Genomic DNA, 17,123 nt, shown 5'->3' with positions numbered 1-17,123 from the left:
TCGTAATCGTGACTTGTTATTATTCCGTACCAAATTTACCCAAGTTATAGGAAGGAGTATTTAGGTAACATATTGTTTTGACGAAACGAAATTATTGATTACCACGCCATTAAGTTCTACATATTATATACGTTGTATATGATGCAATACCGGTTATGTAAGTGTTAGGTGGTGCATTCACATTATTTAATATAAGACCTGACTGTGAGAGACTCACTGTACCGCTTGACTGTGGAACTACAACAATATCCCACGTAGTATCGACCCAAATTATTTGAACAGTATCATAAAGACATGGATAATATGCAGTCATAGCATTATTTTCAAAGTCAATGTTAAACTGAGCATAAATATATGGAGACGACAGATTTGGTATATATACGGCAGCTGGCGTTTGATCTTCAAAGGAGTTTGGAAATGCCTCGTTATTAGCACCATAGCCTATGCTAAACGTCCACGTAATATTAGGCACTTGTATGTATGTATCGTATAATACTGTGGACCCTGCAGGATTTTGCGAAGCACTAATGGTCTCACTACCACCAAGAGGAAGGTCTATTCCAACTGTGACAGATGGTACCTCCCCCAAATATAAGCCAAGGAATACTTCGTAATTACTCGTACTACTTGTTGGCGGTGGATTCCACGAATTAGTGCTAAAAGCACCGGTTTGATCACCAACCAGGGCATCAGTTATACCCTCATTAAATAATTGATAACCGGAGTAATAGTCAATGGCACCAACCTGATAATCTACACGACCACCATTATCATACATAGTTGTACTCTCGATGTAGGCTTCATATCCAAGGACATTAATAGGGAAATAATAAAGTCCAGTATTTGTTTCAGTAATAAGATTGTTCGCTACAAGGCAAGTATCCCAATAATATGTTCCATTACCATCCATGTAAGCCTCTATACCATTAGCACTATATGGACCTGGAGAGAACATAGGTGCTGCCCATACTAATGTCCCATTACCACTCACGTATATTCCAGGCGCCGGATTTGTGTAACCGGCGCCTTCGAATTTAGTATACTCAGCATAACATGGATCCTCCGTATCAATAACATTAACATTACTAGTTGTAACCATTGCTGCTGGTTTCATTATATTCGTTATGACCATTGGTAGTTGGTTTAAGTATACTGGGCCTATTACTAGTCCTCCAATCCCAACACGTCTAACTATGATTACCATAGGCTGGTGAGTATTAACCGGTATTATTGGATACGCTATTAGGTAATCGTTGCTCGGTTTTCCCAAGTTAAGTAATAGCCTATTATTTGTGGCTACTGCCCATGAATAAGCTAACACAAACTCAACAACACCCTCATCACTTCCATTAGCATAAATGCCCACAACATCCCCCTTAGCGATAACACCAGCTAACACATGAATAATAGGACTGGTTAAATTAATGGTTACTTTATTCATTGGATCACCAATGACGAGACTTGACTTAATCAAAGACCAATCAATCATAATAACACTATCATTGGGTAGTTCAGCGAGTTGGTTAAGACCTACAGACCTAATAAGCGACTGATTAATGCCAATATCGACTAACTTCTGAACCAGTGTTGATGTACCAATCACGTAGATTGGCATATTTAAACTTATTAGTGATGACCTGTTAACCATAGCATTGTCCACCTTACTCATAGTTTCACGCGGAGTAAAGAACCTTGGTGAGTATGTAACAAATATGGCTGCAATGGATATGCTCACGATTACTAAGACGATTATAAATAGCAACCTGAATCTGGAACTCATAACCATCACTAAAGCATAACTACACTTTTTTACTCTGGTTGTTCATAAAAAAGAATCGAGCAGAATTGAAAAATTATTTTATATAAATCATCATTAGACTTTAATCATAAAGCAATTAAATGCACTCGATAATATATCACTCATAATTACGATGCCCTTAGGGAACATCAGGATTCGCAAGATTACTTAGTACTCACTTAATCATTATATGCTGTTCACTATTAAATAATATTCAATAAGATTCCATAGTAATATTAAAAATATCTTACTAGTTATTAAGTAGAAAATTAAATAAAATCAGTTTTAATTCAAACTCGTTAATAGATACTTACTCATAACTTATCGATCTTCATCACAGTCCTCCAGTGCGGCCTATCAAGGCTACCCGTGGTATCGACATAGACCTGCTTAATCTCAAGGAACTCCTCAAGACCGTAGAGACCAAGCTCACGTCCAATACCGGACTGCTTATACCCGCCCCAGATGCCTTCTGTTGGTTGTGTGTAGGCATCGTTAATCCATACAGTACCTGCCTGAAGCTTCCTGGCTACCCTGAGGGCTTTTGCTGGGTCCTTGGTGAATATGGACGCTGTGAGTCCGTAAATCACGTTATTCGCTATCTCGATGGCCTCCTGTTCCGTTCTAAATGGTATGACCGCAATGACTGGGCCAAATATCTCCTCCTGAGCAAGCCTGCTCTTGGGATCAACGTTATCAAATATTACGGGACTTACGAAGTAGCCCTTGTCATAAATTCCACTGCTTAACTTGCCACCATCAAGAGCCACCTTAAAGCCTGCCTTCTTGCCAAAGTCTATGTAACCAAGCACCTTCTCCTCCTGAGACTTAGAGACCAGTGGACCCATGTCAGTATTATCATCAAGTGGATAACCAATAATCAATCCCCTAGCAACCTCAGCTAACCTATTAACCAGTTTTTCATGAACACCCTCGTGAACCAACACCCTACTTATTGCACCACAGGCTTGTCCAGTGTTCCTGAGACCGCCAAATACTATTGCCCTAACGGTCTCCTCAATGTTCGCATCATCAAATACAAGAGCTGGGTTCTTACCGCCGAGCTCGAGTCCAATCCTCTTAACGCCAGCTGCTGCCTGCTGCATGATTAACTTACCCGTTGTTGTCTCACCAGTGAAACTTACATAATCAATCCTTTGATGCCTAACTAAGTCATTACCAACAGTGGCCCCAGGGCCATAAATGACGCTGACCACACCCTTAGGAAGCCCGGCCTTAGCTAATGCCCTATAGATCTCCATGGCACTCATTGGTGTATAGCTGGCTGGTTTCCAAACTACCGTACAACCCGTAGCCAATGCCGGCGCTATTTTCCTGGCTGCCTGGGTCATTGGGAAGTTCCATGGGGATACTGCGGCGACTACTCCAACTGGTTCCTTAAATATTAGTGATACATTACCATTACTGAGAACTATTGAATCACCATAGACCTTATCGGCAAGGCCAGCATAGAACTCGAAGATCTCAGCAGCGGCAAGCACGTGCGCCTTAGCCTGCCTAATTGGCATTCCATTCTCGAGAGCTACGGTAACTGCGATTCTCTCGGCCTCCTCCCTAATTATTTCGGAAGTCTTATATAGGATCCTAACTCTCTGCCTATAGTTCGTGACCCAACCATACTTATCCTTGTCAAATACCTCCCTAGCCAGGTCAATAGCCCTATTAAGGTCATCCGTGGATGCCTCCTCAATAATTGCTATTGTTTGATCAAACTGTGCGGGATTCTCCCTTGTGAATGTCTTACCCTTGCTTGAGGATACCTCTTCACCATCTATGAACAACTTGACCCTAACGGGTATTTCCAGGGTAAACTTCCCATAAGATACCGTAGGCATTAGACACTAGTGCATCCGCTTATTAATAAGTATTACTGATCTACTCTATTATTTAACAATGTATTGATTATTTATATAATATTTATCAAAATAGATTAATAAAATAATAATTAAGTCATTATTTACCATAACTACATTCAATAATATTCTCTGGAGATGCTGACGTATAATAATTGAACAATGTATCGGCTGGATTTCTCGATACTAATATCATGACTTCCTCATTACCATTTACTAGATTAATGAAAAAGTGTATTAAATGCTCGTCATTACCCCTGTAGATTCTTGCCGTTACACCTCTATAGTCGCTTACAGAGAGTACATTATTAATTACATAATTAACTAATTGCCTAATACCGTCACAACTATTATTTATCATAAGCATTACTTGGTTTGGATTTAAATCCGAGACTCTTTTATACTCATTTCCGTGATAAACCCAAACTAATGACATTAAATCAAAACGTGATTAATAGTAATAAATGTTTAACGGGCATTAAGCATGAAATTAACTATGCCACTAATTAACGACCGCCTACTAACCACGCTTTGAGACTTGCTCATTATTGTGTTATACCTGGGCCACTTAAAGAATATTATGTAGTCTAATTCGTTAGGAACCACGGCGAAGCCCGAATCCCTTATGTACGGCCTACTCATTATTTTATTGAAGGTCTCCACATGGGCCTCGTAATACGTGTACCTATGAATAAGTATTGCGTAGTCCATACCATCCATTAAATAGCTCTCCAATGCTGATAAACCCCTATGCACTGTCTTACTTGGATCTAGCACCTTGTGCGCTATTAAGTACTTATTATTAGTTATTATGAGAACATCAATTGGATTCTTAAACACTATGGTATTCATTATACCAAGGGATTTAACATTGATCCCAACATGCATGATCTTACCATTTAAGTAATAATCAAGCTTCTTCATGTTAGATGCCAATAAGCGTGTTAGATCATCATATGGTTCTTCAATCACCTCCTTCGAGTGCGGTAGTCTCATTATCATTGGACTTGGGTAGATAACCTCTTCATCAATAATTAGATGCCCATCATCAAAGTCACACGCCAGGTCTAGGTTAATTTGGTCAGCAAGTGCCATCATTTGCGGTATTTCCACAAAACCATCATTATTTAGGGTAGCCACTTTATTGTTTATTAGGTCATGAATCATAGGATCAATTTCTGAGGACCAGTCAGTAATTATTACGGTACCCATTGGCAATATCTCAGCTTGAACACCCTCCATGAAACCATACTTAACCCATTTACAAAATACTGCCTTGGTGTCTGGGCTTAATTTCGATATTTTATTGATAAGTTTTATTAAATAATCATGATTTCCATAATCCGGAGTAATTAATTGATTAATTTCCTTTGTTGATTTACTCACTTTGTCAAATGGCATAATCAAGCCACGAGAGGCCAAAGTACTAATAAACCTTTCCCTTAAACATTAATTGATGATGATGGCTAAATTAATGATTGGATGATTAATTATGAGCCAACTGAAAATCAGTGGCGAGAAGACCTAATCATTGATCATATAAGTCCTGGTTCATCATCGGGAAAATAAACAAGCATTAAACTAAAATTTTAATGCATTATTAAGACCCGTGTTACTAACAAAGGCATTAGACGACACACCGCGTAGGATCGTAAGCCTTAACCCATCAATAACGGAGTTCCTATTCATAATAGGCGCAGGTAATAGAGTAGTTGGCACCGATGTCTGGAGCTACAGGCCTAGAGAGGCCATGAGGACCATTAAAATAGGCTCATTTACCTCAGCGGATATTGAAGCAATTAAGAAACTGAACCCCGACTTAGTAATACTCTCATACCCAGTGCAACGGCAGCTGGTTGAACCAATGAGTAGTATTGCCTCCGTACTTGCGGTACCAATGCCCGTAAATTTAAATGCAGTAATGAGCTCCTTCGAGATGATAGGTAAGTTACTTGACCTAGATGAGGAGACGCATAGGATAATGGGCATATACATGGACTTACTAAGGTACTCCATAGATTTAAGAGATACCTTAGTTGTTCTATCCCTAGGGGATTACGTGATACCTTGTGAATCATCATACATAGTATCAGCACTTGATAAGGTCGGTATTAAGTACGTCAAGGGCCTTAAATGTATTGAGCTAATCACTAATAGGGATGACGTTCTAAACATAGTTAATAGGACCAATCCCCAATTAGTGATTTATGAGGGGAAGACCAAGGTATATAGACCGCAGGAAACAAATTGGATAAGTAAACCAATGCTATACACACCAAATGACACACTTGCACACTTTGGACCGAGTTTTCCACTTGATATTCAGTTGCTAATTAATGCAATAAAGAACGGAGAAAAGACCGTAAGAGGCACATCAAGCATTGTTAGGCCAAGTTTATATGATCCCTGGTATAGAATATTTTTAACTTAGCCAATAGTTAATGGTTTCTATGAGAGACTCGGTTTTTTGGCGATGGACAATTCTATTAAGTTATTGTTTCATTACGGCATCATCCCAGATGATCTGGCTTGAGTTCTCTGGAATAGCTGTTCCTCAAATGATCCTTATTTTCCACGTTAACCTACTGATGATTGGGCTCATGGTATCGATCTGGCCATTAATATCAATACCATTAGCACTCATTAGTGGAGTACTCGCTGATAGGCTTGGTTATAGATTCACTATATCATTAGGAGGCTCAATAATCGCATTATTCTCATGGTTAAGGCTTATTGCCGGTAAGGATTTCACACTATTATTACTATTTCAGAGCTTAGCTGGTATAGGTCAAACATTCATTTACGATAGTGTCACTAAACTCGTGGGTGAACTGTTCCCAATAAATGAACAGGCCTTGGCTAATGGCGTAGGCGCTATGAGTGAAATCTTAGGAATGGCACTCGCATTGGTAATATCACCGTTATTAGTTCCAACACCATCATATAATTACCTTATGATAAACATAATAGTATACTCACTAATTTCTACGATATCACTCATAACCTTCATCATCATTGGCAAAACCACCTATGTGAATACGCATAGTGGTTATGAAATTAGCACTAATATATCTATGCGTGATATAATGAGCATTATGAGGATGCGAACCATAGTAATACTCATGATATTGTTCTTCGTAGGCACAGGGATCTTCGCAGCATTAACGCAATGGATAGAACCAATACTATACTCTAGAAACATTCCTCAGATATATAGTGATTTAGCGGGTATGGTTATGTTAATTAGTGGTTCCCTTGGAATGATATTAATACCATACATATATGGTAAACTTCACACAAGGAGTTTATTCACGATAAATACATCAATATTAACACTGCTACTAATCCTATTCTCAATAAGACTACAATACCCAATACTTTACTTCATAATTGCTGCCTTAATAGGATTCTTACTACTATCATTAGCACCACTAGGTCTTCAATTATCCCTCGAGATTGTTGGAACAAAAATAACAGGTACAACAACGGGGTTACTAGGCTTAATGTCCGAGGCGGGTGCGTTCCTCATGGTCATAATAATTGGCGAGATCTACAGCACCACGGAGTCACAGTTCAAAGGTAATCCATGGTTCATACCAATAATAGTAATGAGTTTACTATCCCTAGTACTTTCAATATTAAGTCTATTAATTGTCATAGACAGAGACCAATCATCTTTTAGGACCTGACCTAACATAATTCTTCCAGACCTCACCAGCAACCTTCCTACCTATCTTCGTCAAGTCATAGTAAATACCTCTACCACGTCTCTCGGGATTTCTTTGTTTAACCTTTAACCATGGTTTAACTGACGATGTCACCCTACCCTTAAGCGAACCCCTAAACTCCTGTAACAAGCCCAGCTGGACTAGGTGCTGAACAGCCTTCTCAACCTCATCCTCAGGCACTATTGGTCGCCAACCAGCCGCACCAAGTAATCTCCTGGCCAGCAACCAGGGTGTGTCTGGCCCGTAGTGATATATGTGGGCTAATATCTTCTTCTCTAGATCCGTAAGCTGGTCTATTACTGCGTTTATGTCATCTGGCATTTAAAGAAATGAAATTAATAATTTATTTAAATCAATAACTCCAGGACTACCTATATTTTCTCCATGTACCCTTTATGACCCATACAGGCTCCTCCTCATGGAATGGCTCCATACCCTCAAACCTCATCTCAGTGAGGACCCTCTCATTAACATCAATGCCAAGGCCAGGCTTATTGGGTACCCTGTAGTAACCGTCCTCAAGTTTAATGGCATTATTAATAAGATCCCTCTTCCACTGAGGCCAGAATTCATAGAAACTCTCCTGAATTAATAGGTTATATGTACCTGCATCGAACTGAAGAGTTGCGGCATGTTGCACAGGTCCAAAGGCATTATGTGGTGCTAATTCGATACCGTATGCCTCGGTTAACGCCCTAATCCTAGTCATACCAGTGAAGCCTAGGGCATTTGTTATGTCAGGCTGTAAGACATCGACTAACCCCCTCTCAAGAAGTTGTAATGCTTCCTCCACACTAATTATTCTCTCACCTACAGCAATCCTTACAGTGGGTGCGGCGGCCTTTATCTTAGCCAAACCCTCAAAATTTAGATCGGGATGAACAGGCTCCTCCACAAACAATGGATTGAACTCCTCCATGGCCTTAACCATTCTAACGGCAGTATTCACATCAAACCTACCATGAGTCTCAATAAGTATGTCCACGTACTTACCCACAGCCTCCCTGACAGCCCTGACACGTTCAACGGCCTCCTCAAGACCCTCCTCATCCATTTGGTCAAAGTATGGACCAAAAGGATCAAACTTCATGGCCTTAAAGCCCATGGAAACAACCTCCTTAGCTCTCTTAGCAAAGTCGTCTGGTGTTACGCAATCACTATACCAACCGTTTGCGTAGGCCTTAATCTTATCATTAACCAAACCACCAATTAATTGATAAATTGGCGCACCAAGGTATTTACCCAGCAGGTCGTGTAGGGCAATATCAACGGCGCTATATGCCGTAGCCGCCTCAAATGAACGGCTAATGTAGAACTCGTGCTTATACCACTCCCTGAATAGGTACTCAATCCTGAATGGATCCTTACCAATCATGAACCTCCTAACCTCCTCAATGGCCTTAACAACCTGGTTGACCCTAAGTGTTGGTACTGCCTCCCCATGACCAACTTGTCCATCATTCGTGACGACTCTTATTATTATTGAGACGGAGGCCCATGGAGAGGCTTTTGCAGTTGCCAGGTCACTAACTGGGTATATTTCTATATCCTTAATTGTGACCATATAGTCCTGATAATGCCCCTATATTTAAGTTTGGTTTTGTAATAAAGATTTAAAGCGACTAATTGTAATGACACCTTAATGGATAGGGCGCAATTCATTGTATTAACGCTACTCACCCTGGCATCATTTATGACTGCATTGGATAGCACAATAGTTGTCCTTGCAATACCCGTAATGCTAACGGCATTACACACCGACTTATCAATACTTGTCTGGGTAATACTAATTTACATACTCGCTGTCACAATATTCTCAACACAGTTAGGAAAGCTCGGCGATCTAAGGGGTAGAGCCAAGATGTTCAATATAGGCGTAATACTGTTTGGTGTAGGTAGTGCATTATGTGGTTTATCAACCAATGCCATAGAGCTTATTGGATTCCGAACGGTACAGGCATTTGGAGGCTCGCTCATGTCTAGTAATACCATGGCCATAGCCAGTGATTACTTTAAGCCCGAGGAGAGGGGGTTCGTGTTTGGAACCACGTCAATGGGTTGGAACCTGGGTGCCGTGGCTGGTATACTGGCTGGCGGTATCATAACAACATTTATTGGTTGGAGGTGGATATTCTACATTAACGTGCCAATAGCCATAATCAGCTTCATAATGGGCTTAGCATACCTAAGGGACAGGGGTATTAGGGTTAGGCAGGAGTTTGATATATATGGCGCAATAACCCTTGGGCTATCCCTTGGCCTCCTATCGATGGCTGGTATAACCTACGCGGGCGTTGGCTATAACACTACCGTAGGTGTGATGACGTTGGTAGGCGTAGTCTTATTCCTGCTATTTATTTATATAGAGACCAAGACGAAGTCTCCATTAATAAGTCTGAGACTCTTCAGGATCAGGATGTTCACGCTATCAAGCTTCTCCTACTTCTTCCAGTACATGGCTAATAATGCAATACTATTCCTATTGATAATGTATTTACAGGGGGTTAGGGGGTTAAACCCATTCTACGCATCTATATGGCTAGTTCCTGGTTACCTACTTGGCTCAATAGCGGCGACATTCGGCGGTAAATTGGCGGATAGGTCCGACGCCAGGGTAATAGCCTCAATCGGCCTCACGCTTCAAGCCGTGGCATACGTATTATACGACATATTACTGACGCTAACAACACCGTTTTATTACATAACAGTAATAGCATCAATAAGCGGCATTGGGGCTGGGATGTTCTTCGCAGCCAATGGTAAGATGGTGATGTTCGATGTACCGAGGGACATGTATGGAATAGCCTCGGGAACGAATAGAACCATTGGCAACATAGGCATATTACTCAGTTTCATAATTGCCATTGTAGTATCCTCAATGGCAATACCAAGAAGCATTGCCTTCCAAATATTCGTGGGATCATCAACACTAACACCAAGCCTAATGGCACCCTTCATAAACAGCCTACACATGGCATTTAGAGCATCCCTAGCCCTAATAGTAATTGCTATAACAACCTCCTGGAGTAGGACCAGGGTACCAATGACACAACAAAGAAAGATAGTAAATAAGCCATAAGTATTTTAAAGTGAGATCATTCATTATCCCCCATGATGAAGCAATTACCTAAGCCCTGGTTCGATCTTAATAAGTACAGGGAGGCCAGGTTGAGGGAGGCAATGTATGAAGCTGAGCTCGCCGAGTCATTCCTAAATCAGGGACTTATGATGAACGTAGCAGGTAGGGCATTCCAGGCATGGAAGACGCTAGAGCGGCGGCATATGCTGTAGATAAGATATAATGAATTAAGGAAGTTATTCCCAGGTACAAAGAAATTAAGGGGTTTCAGAATGAGGATTGGAAAGGCTTACTGGATTGTAGCTGTTATGTCAACAACTGTGCTGAAAACAGTGGCCAGGTAATAGGCGATGACATTGACATATACATAAACATGGCGCTATGATTGCATGAGCCCCAATACAATGGGCCAGATAAACAGGGCATACTAAGTCCATATCCAGATGATGAGTCTGCAGCCAAGGATACAAGGACATTAATAAGTAAGACTAGAGAACTTACGAAGAAGGCCGTTCAATAACCATCACGAAAAGCTTAAAATTCCTCAGGGAAACAAGTGTTTCGCCCCGGTAGCTCAGCCTGGTCGGAGCGCCCTGGGGCAATAGCCCCGTGCAAGCCTTGTAAGCGGGAGGTCCCGGGTTCAAATCCCGGCCGGGGCTCCACGTTCGTTGTCTCTCCATTATAGTACTCTATTATATAGCACTAATCTATATAGTTGGCTATGTGATTGAGATTATACTTAATAAATGTATAAGAGCATGTAGAAGATGCAAATAGTTCGAGTGCTTACTATGGTTTTTTATTTACATTGACTCTTTAGTTTATTCTATTGATATTTCCCCCGCTGTGTCTATTCCGCACTTTATTATGTCCATCTTTGTGTTCATTAGACATATGAGTTGTCTCATAGTTAGTGGCCCGAGTGCCTCTATTTTGCTTAGTTCGGTTTTGCCTAGTCCGTACTCCTGGGCTACCTCCTTTAGGTCTTCTGGAGTTACGTAGTCAGGTAGTGTTATTGCCCCTAGCCTCAGTATGTCGAATAGTGGTGTGTCTATCTTCGATATTAGGTTAACCACGTCTGGGAGCAACGTAATTATTATCTTGGTCGACGGTATTGCCTGCATGTTATTCCTAAATGCGTGTATGGCGTTTATGAAGTCCATGGACCTAGGATCATCCTGACTGAGTAATCCCTCATCAATACCAATTACTAATGGCGCCATGCCCAGTAATTCCACTGCATCATTGAGTAGTTTTAGTGTTTCCATTGGTTTCAATTTTGCACTTTCAACAACCTCATCAGGACCCGCCTTTGCAAATGCCTTAAGTAATCCCTTTATGCTCATTCTCTTCAATTTCTCCTGAATCTCCCTAACCTCACGAATATTATCCGCAAATACCGTAGAGACTATCGCTGATAAATCCCTATCCTTAACCTCGGTCATGTCGGCATACATGAATATTCCATCACCAATGCCCTCAAGACTAAGGAGCAATGTCGTTTTTCCAGTACCTGCCCTACCAATTATCGCCATTAATTGGTAATCCTCATGAACCATACCTAACAACTTCTCCCTGGCAGCCCTCCATGACGGGCCAAGCAATCTTATACTCGAACCCCTATTAGGAACTAAGAACCTCTGCATCACCCACCACCTTTACCAGACCATAGTATGATGAACCAATTTTTAACCTGCGGGAACCACCATGCGCAAACACAAATCTACCTCTGTGAAACTTAATCACCTTAACCAGGAATTCCTCAGCCTCCTTAGTTGGTACATTGAGTCTACCCTCTATGTACTTAATAACATCACCAATATCCGCATAGCCAGACAGTGGATTTGCCAACTTCCTAATGCCTTCAATGACCAGTGTTAGTGGGTCGACATCCTCCCTGGGCGTTAATATGCTATTTACCCTACTCATCATTTCTCTATCCGTCAATATCACACTCCTACCCTGACCACTCTTAACAACCTTGGCCTTGCCAATATCCACTAGGTATTGAACAACATTATCAGGGTCCTTAACCCACTTACCCAGGGTACTCATGTACGTTGTATACGCAACTCTAATGCCATCAATATCCTCCCTACCAAGCACAACTCCAATTACATACGCCAGATCCAACCTATCCACGGTATAGGTTTTAATTCAGTATTAAATTATGCTATGCCTTATAATAAGTAATTATTATGTAGATAATACATGGGTATTGATATTAATAATCCTAAATGGCATTAATGGATTTGAGAAAATCAAGTACTAATTTCACAAATTCCCTGGGCCTATCGAGATAGGCAGGATGACCAGCACCATCAATTACCTCAACCCTAAAGCCAGCCCCCCTCATAGCCTCCATATTCTCCCTACCAGAGACCCTGTCCTTGCTTCCCCAGATGCCCATCACTGGGACCTTTATCCTGGATAGGTTGATGCTTGACACCCTAACAGGCCCAACAACAATACCAGCAACCGCCGGATAATTCAATACTAAGTACCTAAGGACAGTCTCACCCCCCAAACTTGCACCAATAAGTATAGGTGCCTCAATATTCAATGCCTTAATTATTGAGTATAGGTGATTTGCGTAATCATTTGGGTCGTTTATATCGAAATGCGTGCTTCTTGATTTGGGTCCATATGGCATGTCTATGGCATATATCCTAAATCCAGGGAAATCATTTCCGCAGCAGTTAATCCAGTCATTAGCATTGAAGCTAAAGCCGTGTACCATGACCATTGGTTTACCATCACCATGCACTAAGTACCTCACCGACCTACCATTCACTCTCATCCAATTCTCGCTCACGGCAAAACCCTAGATCAACCTTTTATTTTACTTTCCCAGATCTCGCTAATCATTACCTTAATTTGTACCATTGTGTAATTCCTGATTAAGGTGGTCATAAGGTTTTTAAGTAAGTTCTTTGCTTACGTTAATTCGCATGAGATTTTGTCCTAGATGTGGAGGGTTGATGGTCCCCGTGAAGAAGGAGGGAAAGGTTTACCTGAGGTGTCAGAGGTGTGGTTATGAGGAGGAATTGAAGAGCAGTGATGCTAAGTCCTATGTTGATAAGAAGAGTGTTGAGAAGAGGGGTGCCGTAATAGTAGAGAGTTATGAGGAGAAGGAGCCTGGCGAGGAGGAGAAGGAGCTTAAGGAGGACTACGTTAAGCAGCTCCTTGATAATCTATACGAGACGGAGAGTGAACAGGAGGAGGATTAGGATTAAAATGAAGTTACTTATTGTTTGTTAGGTAATAATGCGATACTCCGTAATTGACCTATTCGCAGGTGCGGGAGGATTCAGTAGAGGATTTCTTGATGCCGGCTTCGATGTAGTACTTGGTATTGAAATTGACATTAATGCCGCACGGACATATAGTTATAACTTCCCGGATGCCGTTATGCTCGTTGATGATATTAAGAATATTCGGGGTGAGGATGTAATTAAGTATATTGGTGATAAACCCGATGTTGTGATTGGTGGTAGTCCCTGCGAGGCATTTACTGAAACGAATCCCAGAAGGGCTAAGAACCCGCTCGATAGGCTTTATGTTGATGAACTGGGCAGGCTAACCCTTGAGTTCATTAGGCTTGTTGGTGAATTAAAGCCCCAGGTTTTTGTTCTTGAGAATGTTGTCCATATAATGGATGGACCATTAAGGGATGCCTTAATCAATGAGTTCGCCAGGGTTGGTTATGAGAGGATATACTTCAATGTACTTCATGCGGAGGATTATGGAACGCCAAGTGTTAGGCGTAGGGTCTTCATTAGTAATATACCCATAAGACCTGAGAGGCTGGGTAGGGTGTTAACGGTGTGGGATGCCATTGGTGATTTACCAAGTCCTGGTGACCCAAGTATTCCTAACCATGAATATGTAACTATTAGTGATAGAAAGATTAGAGGAATAACAAGGCTTAATTGGGATGATGCTCTTTATAGGTTCAGGGGTGCCACTGGCTCGTTTAGGAATTTCGTGAGACTTAATCCATGGAAGCCAGCCCCTACTGTCATGGGTAGTGTGCGTTTTGTACATCCCTTTGAGGATAGAGTACTGACTGTTAGGGAACAGGCAAGGCTAATGGGCTTTCCTGATGATCACATATTCTTTGGACCTAAGGACTCCCAATTTAACCAAATAGGTGAGGCTGTTCCACCACCGCTTGCCCTTGCAATTGCCGGGACTGTCCTTAAATACCTGGAGAGAAGTAACATTAGTGCTAATTTGCCTTTACCAACAATATAGTGATCCTTATAATTACTTTTGCCTTGTTAAACCACTATAAGCATTATAAATATTGTAAGGGTAAAGTATTAATACATCGATTTAATAATTATTATCAATGAAGACCACGGTCTCAATAATAAAGGCCGACATAGGCGGCTTACCTGGACACGCTTGGGTGCATCCAAAGATACTTGAATTCGCTGCTGAAAGACTAAAGGAGGAACAAAAGAGGGGCTTATTGATTGATTATTTTGTGTATAATGTTGGTGACGACATGTCATTACTCATGACTCACACGAAGGGTGAGAATAACCCTGATATTCATGGATTAGCTTGGTCAATATTTAAGGAGGCCACAGAAAACATCGCAAAGAAGGTTAAACTCTACGGTGCAGGCCAGGACCTACTTAAGGACACATTCAGTGGAAATGTCAGGGGTTTAGGTCCCCAGGTTGCCGAGATGGAGTTTGAGGAAAGACCCAGTGAACCTCTCGTGGTATTTGCTGCGGATAAGACCGAACCAGGCGCCTTCAATCTACCATTCTATAAAATATTTGCCGACCCATTTAACACGGCTGGGCTTGTTATTGACCCAGCAATGCATGAAGGATTTAGATTCGAGATACTTGATGTATATGAAGGTAAGGTTTACCTACTTGATGCTCCCGAGAATAGTTATGATATACTAGGCCTAATAGGTACTCCAGGTAGATACATAATAAGAAGGATATATAGAAAGGCCGATTTTGTTCAGGCCTCTGTAACTAGTGTTGAAAGGCTGAATTTAATTGCAGGTCATTATGTAGGTAAGGATGATCCAGTAGCCATGGTTAGGGCGCAACATGGCTTACCAGCTGTTGGTGAGATCCTTGAGGCCTTTGCTTATCCGCATCTTGTTGAGGGTTGGATGAGGGGTAGCCATGTTGGTCCATTAATGCCCTCAAAGATGATAAGTATTGACCTGGAGAAAAGGATTGCCATGGGGCCTAAGATGACCAGGTTTGATGGGCCACCAAAGGTAATAGCTATTGGTTTCCAGGTTCATGACGGTTATCTAGAAGGACCTGTTGATTTATTTGATGACCCAGCCTTTGATTATAGCAGGCAGTTAGCTGCTCAGATAACGGATTACATAAGGAGAATGGGCCCAGTAATGCCCCATAGGTTACCGCCTGAGGAGATGGAGTACACGACATTACCACAAATACTCTCGAAGTTAAAGTCCGTGCCTGTTGATGAGTATGAGAAGAATAGGCTTCAATACATTCAATTCGTGTCATCACAGGTAGGACAATCAGTTACTGGTCCTAGTCACGATTAAAACTAATATTTCAATATTTATTAAATAATTAAAACCTACGAAAGATTACTTCTTATGACTCTAAGGGCATTTTCAAAGGTTATTTTCCTGATATCATTATCACCAAGTCCATACTCAACCAACTTACTTATTAACCTGGTAATCTCACCAATGTTTGATAAATCCTCGGGGGTCTTCTCGATTCCCAGGAAATCCGTCCCTATGGCAATTATGTCAGGTCCAAACCTCTCATGTATGTATAATACGTGTTTCACCAACGAGTCTGTATTTGGCCGTGGCCCTATGGTAGATGGTATCATGGTTATACCCACAACTCCGTGATTCCTACTAAGGAGTTCCAATACATCATCGTCAATATTCCTCAAATGCTTATGCACACCCTGTACATTGGCATGGCTTATTACTACTGGTTTTTTCGATATATTCAAAACATCAATCATTGTATTCCTACTGGCATGCGCTAAATCAATTATGACACCAAGCTCATTAGCTAGCCTAACTAGCTCCTCACCATCCATTGTCAATCCATAGTCCTTCCTCGTGAAGCATGATGCACCATACCTATTATCAAAATTCCAGGTAATACCGAGCGCCCGAATACCAAGTCTATGAAGTAATAATAGGTCGTATGGATCATCAATCATGTCAGCACCCTCAACTGACATCAGTAATCCAATGAGATCACTATTCAGTATTTGCTCGACATCGGAATAACTCTCAATAATTCTAAACCTACTAAATCTTCTCGTTAGTACTAAGTATATTTTTATCATTTCGAATCCTATTAACTTCGATGCTGCTGGTGTGTAGGACTTTATCGACCGTGTCCCATAGCCTGAGGATATTCTCTCACCAATCAATGGATTATACGTGTCATGTATCGGGAATACCGCACCAAATACTATCTTAACGTTACCCCTAATTAACTTAGGTATATCTGATTGCCTACCTGGTGCATCAATATCAAAGTCCTGAAACTCCTCCTCAAGCCTACCTGAATTCATTAAGTAATAGGCTATATCCTCATGAAGATCAATGACTGGATAATTAACCATAGCGCATTTACTAAGACGGTACTAATTAG

18 protein-coding genes and 1 tRNA gene are annotated in these 17,123 nt (G+C 41.2%); 9 read left to right on the top strand and 10 right to left on the bottom strand.

Annotation, left to right across the window (positions count from 1 at the left end):
• Positions 1 to 109: 109 nt before the first annotated feature.
• From ACP5L5_RS04410 to ACP5L5_RS04395, 4 genes are all read right to left on the bottom strand, one after another.
• Positions 110 to 1,780, bottom strand: a complete 1,671-nt coding sequence (locus tag ACP5L5_RS04410; protein ID WP_428761929.1) for a hypothetical protein — start codon at positions 1,778 to 1,780, stop codon at positions 110 to 112.
• A gap of 332 nt (positions 1,781 to 2,112) precedes the next feature.
• Positions 2,113 to 3,654: an aldehyde dehydrogenase family protein gene (locus ACP5L5_RS04405; RefSeq protein WP_428761927.1), complete on the bottom strand. Its 1,542-nt coding sequence runs from the start codon at positions 3,652 to 3,654 to the stop codon at positions 2,113 to 2,115.
• Positions 3,655 to 3,772: 118 nt separating this feature from the next.
• The gene (locus tag ACP5L5_RS04400; RefSeq protein WP_428761925.1) at positions 3,773 to 4,108 is read right to left on the bottom strand and encodes a hypothetical protein; all 336 of its coding nucleotides are present in this window, start codon (positions 4,106 to 4,108) and stop codon (positions 3,773 to 3,775) included.
• A 32-nt stretch (positions 4,109 to 4,140) separates the two neighbouring features.
• Entirely contained in the window at positions 4,141 to 5,073 is a 933-nt protein-coding gene (locus ACP5L5_RS04395) for a hypothetical protein (protein ID WP_428761924.1), read from the bottom strand.
• 208 nt (positions 5,074 to 5,281) lie between these two features.
• Here ACP5L5_RS04395 and ACP5L5_RS04390 point away from each other — a divergent pair, with 208 nt between their 5' ends.
• Complete coding sequence (locus ACP5L5_RS04390; RefSeq protein WP_013605664.1) at positions 5,282 to 6,103, top strand: ABC transporter substrate-binding protein; 822 nt, start codon at positions 5,282 to 5,284, stop codon at positions 6,101 to 6,103.
• Positions 6,104 to 6,122: 19 nt separating this feature from the next.
• Complete coding sequence (locus tag ACP5L5_RS04385) at positions 6,123 to 7,361, top strand: MFS transporter (RefSeq protein WP_428761922.1); 1,239 nt, start codon at positions 6,123 to 6,125, stop codon at positions 7,359 to 7,361.
• On the opposite strand, the gene ACP5L5_RS04380 is transcribed toward ACP5L5_RS04385, so the two are convergent.
• Positions 7,344 to 7,721, bottom strand: a complete 378-nt coding sequence (locus ACP5L5_RS04380) for a hypothetical protein (protein WP_428761920.1) — start codon at positions 7,719 to 7,721, stop codon at positions 7,344 to 7,346. The genes ACP5L5_RS04385 and ACP5L5_RS04380 overlap by 18 nt on opposite strands.
• Before the next feature lie 46 nt (positions 7,722 to 7,767).
• Positions 7,768 to 8,964 carry an enolase C-terminal domain-like protein gene (locus tag ACP5L5_RS04375; RefSeq protein WP_428761918.1) on the bottom strand — a complete coding sequence of 399 codons (1,197 nt, stop codon included), beginning with the start codon at positions 8,962 to 8,964 and terminating at the stop codon, positions 7,768 to 7,770.
• Between the two features lie 78 nt (positions 8,965 to 9,042).
• Here ACP5L5_RS04375 and ACP5L5_RS04370 point away from each other — a divergent pair, with 78 nt between their 5' ends.
• From ACP5L5_RS04370 to ACP5L5_RS04355, 4 genes are all read left to right on the top strand, one after another.
• On the top strand, positions 9,043 to 10,479 hold the full coding sequence (locus ACP5L5_RS04370) for an MFS transporter (protein ID WP_428761916.1): 1,437 nt from the start codon (positions 9,043 to 9,045) through the stop codon (positions 10,477 to 10,479).
• Between the two features lie 32 nt (positions 10,480 to 10,511).
• Positions 10,512 to 10,691 (top strand): PaREP1 family protein, encoded by a 180-nt coding sequence (locus ACP5L5_RS04365; RefSeq protein ID WP_428761914.1) that lies wholly within the window; start codon positions 10,512 to 10,514, stop codon positions 10,689 to 10,691.
• A 173-nt stretch (positions 10,692 to 10,864) separates the two neighbouring features.
• Entirely contained in the window at positions 10,865 to 10,999 is a 135-nt protein-coding gene (locus ACP5L5_RS04360) for a hypothetical protein (protein ID WP_428761912.1), read from the top strand.
• Between the two features lie 43 nt (positions 11,000 to 11,042).
• A tRNA-Thr gene (locus tag ACP5L5_RS04355) sits at positions 11,043 to 11,141 on the top strand.
• A gap of 159 nt (positions 11,142 to 11,300) precedes the next feature.
• On the opposite strand, the gene ACP5L5_RS04350 is transcribed toward ACP5L5_RS04355, so the two are convergent.
• From ACP5L5_RS04350 to ACP5L5_RS04340, 3 genes are all read right to left on the bottom strand, one after another.
• Entirely contained in the window at positions 11,301 to 12,125 is an 825-nt protein-coding gene (locus tag ACP5L5_RS04350) for an AAA family ATPase (RefSeq protein WP_428761911.1), read from the bottom strand.
• Positions 12,103 to 12,621, bottom strand: coding sequence for a hypothetical protein (locus ACP5L5_RS04345; protein WP_428761909.1), 519 nt, complete (start codon positions 12,619 to 12,621; stop codon positions 12,103 to 12,105). The genes ACP5L5_RS04350 and ACP5L5_RS04345 overlap by 23 nt, the downstream gene beginning before the upstream one ends.
• 91 nt (positions 12,622 to 12,712) lie before the next feature.
• Positions 12,713 to 13,294, bottom strand: a complete 582-nt coding sequence (locus ACP5L5_RS04340; protein ID WP_428761907.1) for an alpha/beta fold hydrolase — start codon at positions 13,292 to 13,294, stop codon at positions 12,713 to 12,715.
• Positions 13,295 to 13,430: 136 nt separating this feature from the next.
• On the opposite strand from ACP5L5_RS04340, the gene ACP5L5_RS04335 reads away from it, so the two are divergent.
• The 3 genes from ACP5L5_RS04335 (at position 13,431) to fbp (ending at position 16,039) form a co-directional block, all read left to right on the top strand.
• Positions 13,431 to 13,709: a DNA-directed RNA polymerase subunit M gene (locus tag ACP5L5_RS04335; RefSeq protein ID WP_428761905.1), complete on the top strand. Its 279-nt coding sequence runs from the start codon at positions 13,431 to 13,433 to the stop codon at positions 13,707 to 13,709.
• Positions 13,710 to 13,746: 37 nt separating this feature from the next.
• Positions 13,747 to 14,736 carry a DNA cytosine methyltransferase gene (locus tag ACP5L5_RS04330; protein ID WP_013605674.1) on the top strand — a complete coding sequence of 330 codons (990 nt, stop codon included), beginning with the start codon at positions 13,747 to 13,749 and terminating at the stop codon, positions 14,734 to 14,736.
• A 97-nt stretch (positions 14,737 to 14,833) separates the two neighbouring features.
• Complete coding sequence (gene fbp, locus ACP5L5_RS04325) at positions 14,834 to 16,039, top strand: fructose-1,6-bisphosphate aldolase/phosphatase (protein ID WP_013605675.1); 1,206 nt, start codon at positions 14,834 to 14,836, stop codon at positions 16,037 to 16,039.
• A 35-nt stretch (positions 16,040 to 16,074) separates the two neighbouring features.
• On the opposite strand, the gene ACP5L5_RS04320 is transcribed toward fbp, so the two are convergent.
• Positions 16,075 to 17,094 (bottom strand): dipeptidase, encoded by a 1,020-nt coding sequence (locus ACP5L5_RS04320; RefSeq protein ID WP_013605676.1) that lies wholly within the window; start codon positions 17,092 to 17,094, stop codon positions 16,075 to 16,077.
• Positions 17,095 to 17,123 lie beyond the last annotated feature (29 nt).

The sequence above is a fragment of the Vulcanisaeta sp. genome, from assembly GCF_049966235.1.
Taxonomy (GTDB): Archaea; Thermoproteota; Thermoprotei; order Thermoproteales; family Thermocladiaceae; genus Vulcanisaeta; species Vulcanisaeta moutnovskia.
Note: the sequence above shows the minus strand (reverse complement) of the source record. Positions and strands in the feature narration are given on the sequence as shown.

Bases quoted from the DNA above. Each gene is read 5' to 3' on its own strand.
- ACP5L5_RS04375 (WP_428761918.1), bottom strand. From the start codon at position 8,964: ATGGTCACAATTAAGGATATAGAAATATACCCAGTTAGTGACCTGGCA.
- ACP5L5_RS04385 (WP_428761922.1), top strand. From the start codon at position 6,123: ATGAGAGACTCGGTTTTTTGGCGATGGACAATTCTATTAAGTTATTGT.
- ACP5L5_RS04400 (WP_428761925.1), bottom strand. From the start codon at position 4,108: ATGTCATTAGTTTGGGTTTATCACGGAAATGAGTATAAAAGAGTCTCG.
- fbp (WP_013605675.1), top strand. From the start codon at position 14,834: ATGAAGACCACGGTCTCAATAATAAAGGCCGACATAGGCGGCTTACCT.
- ACP5L5_RS04410 (WP_428761929.1), bottom strand. From the start codon at position 1,780: ATGAGTTCCAGATTCAGGTTGCTATTTATAATCGTCTTAGTAATCGTG.
- ACP5L5_RS04365 (WP_428761914.1), top strand. From the start codon at position 10,512: ATGATGAAGCAATTACCTAAGCCCTGGTTCGATCTTAATAAGTACAGG.
- ACP5L5_RS04330 (WP_013605674.1), top strand. From the start codon at position 13,747: ATGCGATACTCCGTAATTGACCTATTCGCAGGTGCGGGAGGATTCAGT.
- ACP5L5_RS04405 (WP_428761927.1), bottom strand. From the start codon at position 3,654: ATGCCTACGGTATCTTATGGGAAGTTTACCCTGGAAATACCCGTTAGG.
- ACP5L5_RS04350 (WP_428761911.1), bottom strand. From the start codon at position 12,125: ATGCAGAGGTTCTTAGTTCCTAATAGGGGTTCGAGTATAAGATTGCTT.
- ACP5L5_RS04320 (WP_013605676.1), bottom strand. From the start codon at position 17,094: ATGGTTAATTATCCAGTCATTGATCTTCATGAGGATATAGCCTATTAC.
- ACP5L5_RS04395 (WP_428761924.1), bottom strand. From the start codon at position 5,073: ATGCCATTTGACAAAGTGAGTAAATCAACAAAGGAAATTAATCAATTA.
- ACP5L5_RS04335 (WP_428761905.1), top strand. From the start codon at position 13,431: ATGAGATTTTGTCCTAGATGTGGAGGGTTGATGGTCCCCGTGAAGAAG.
- ACP5L5_RS04380 (WP_428761920.1), bottom strand. From the start codon at position 7,721: ATGCCAGATGACATAAACGCAGTAATAGACCAGCTTACGGATCTAGAG.
- ACP5L5_RS04370 (WP_428761916.1), top strand. From the start codon at position 9,043: ATGGATAGGGCGCAATTCATTGTATTAACGCTACTCACCCTGGCATCA.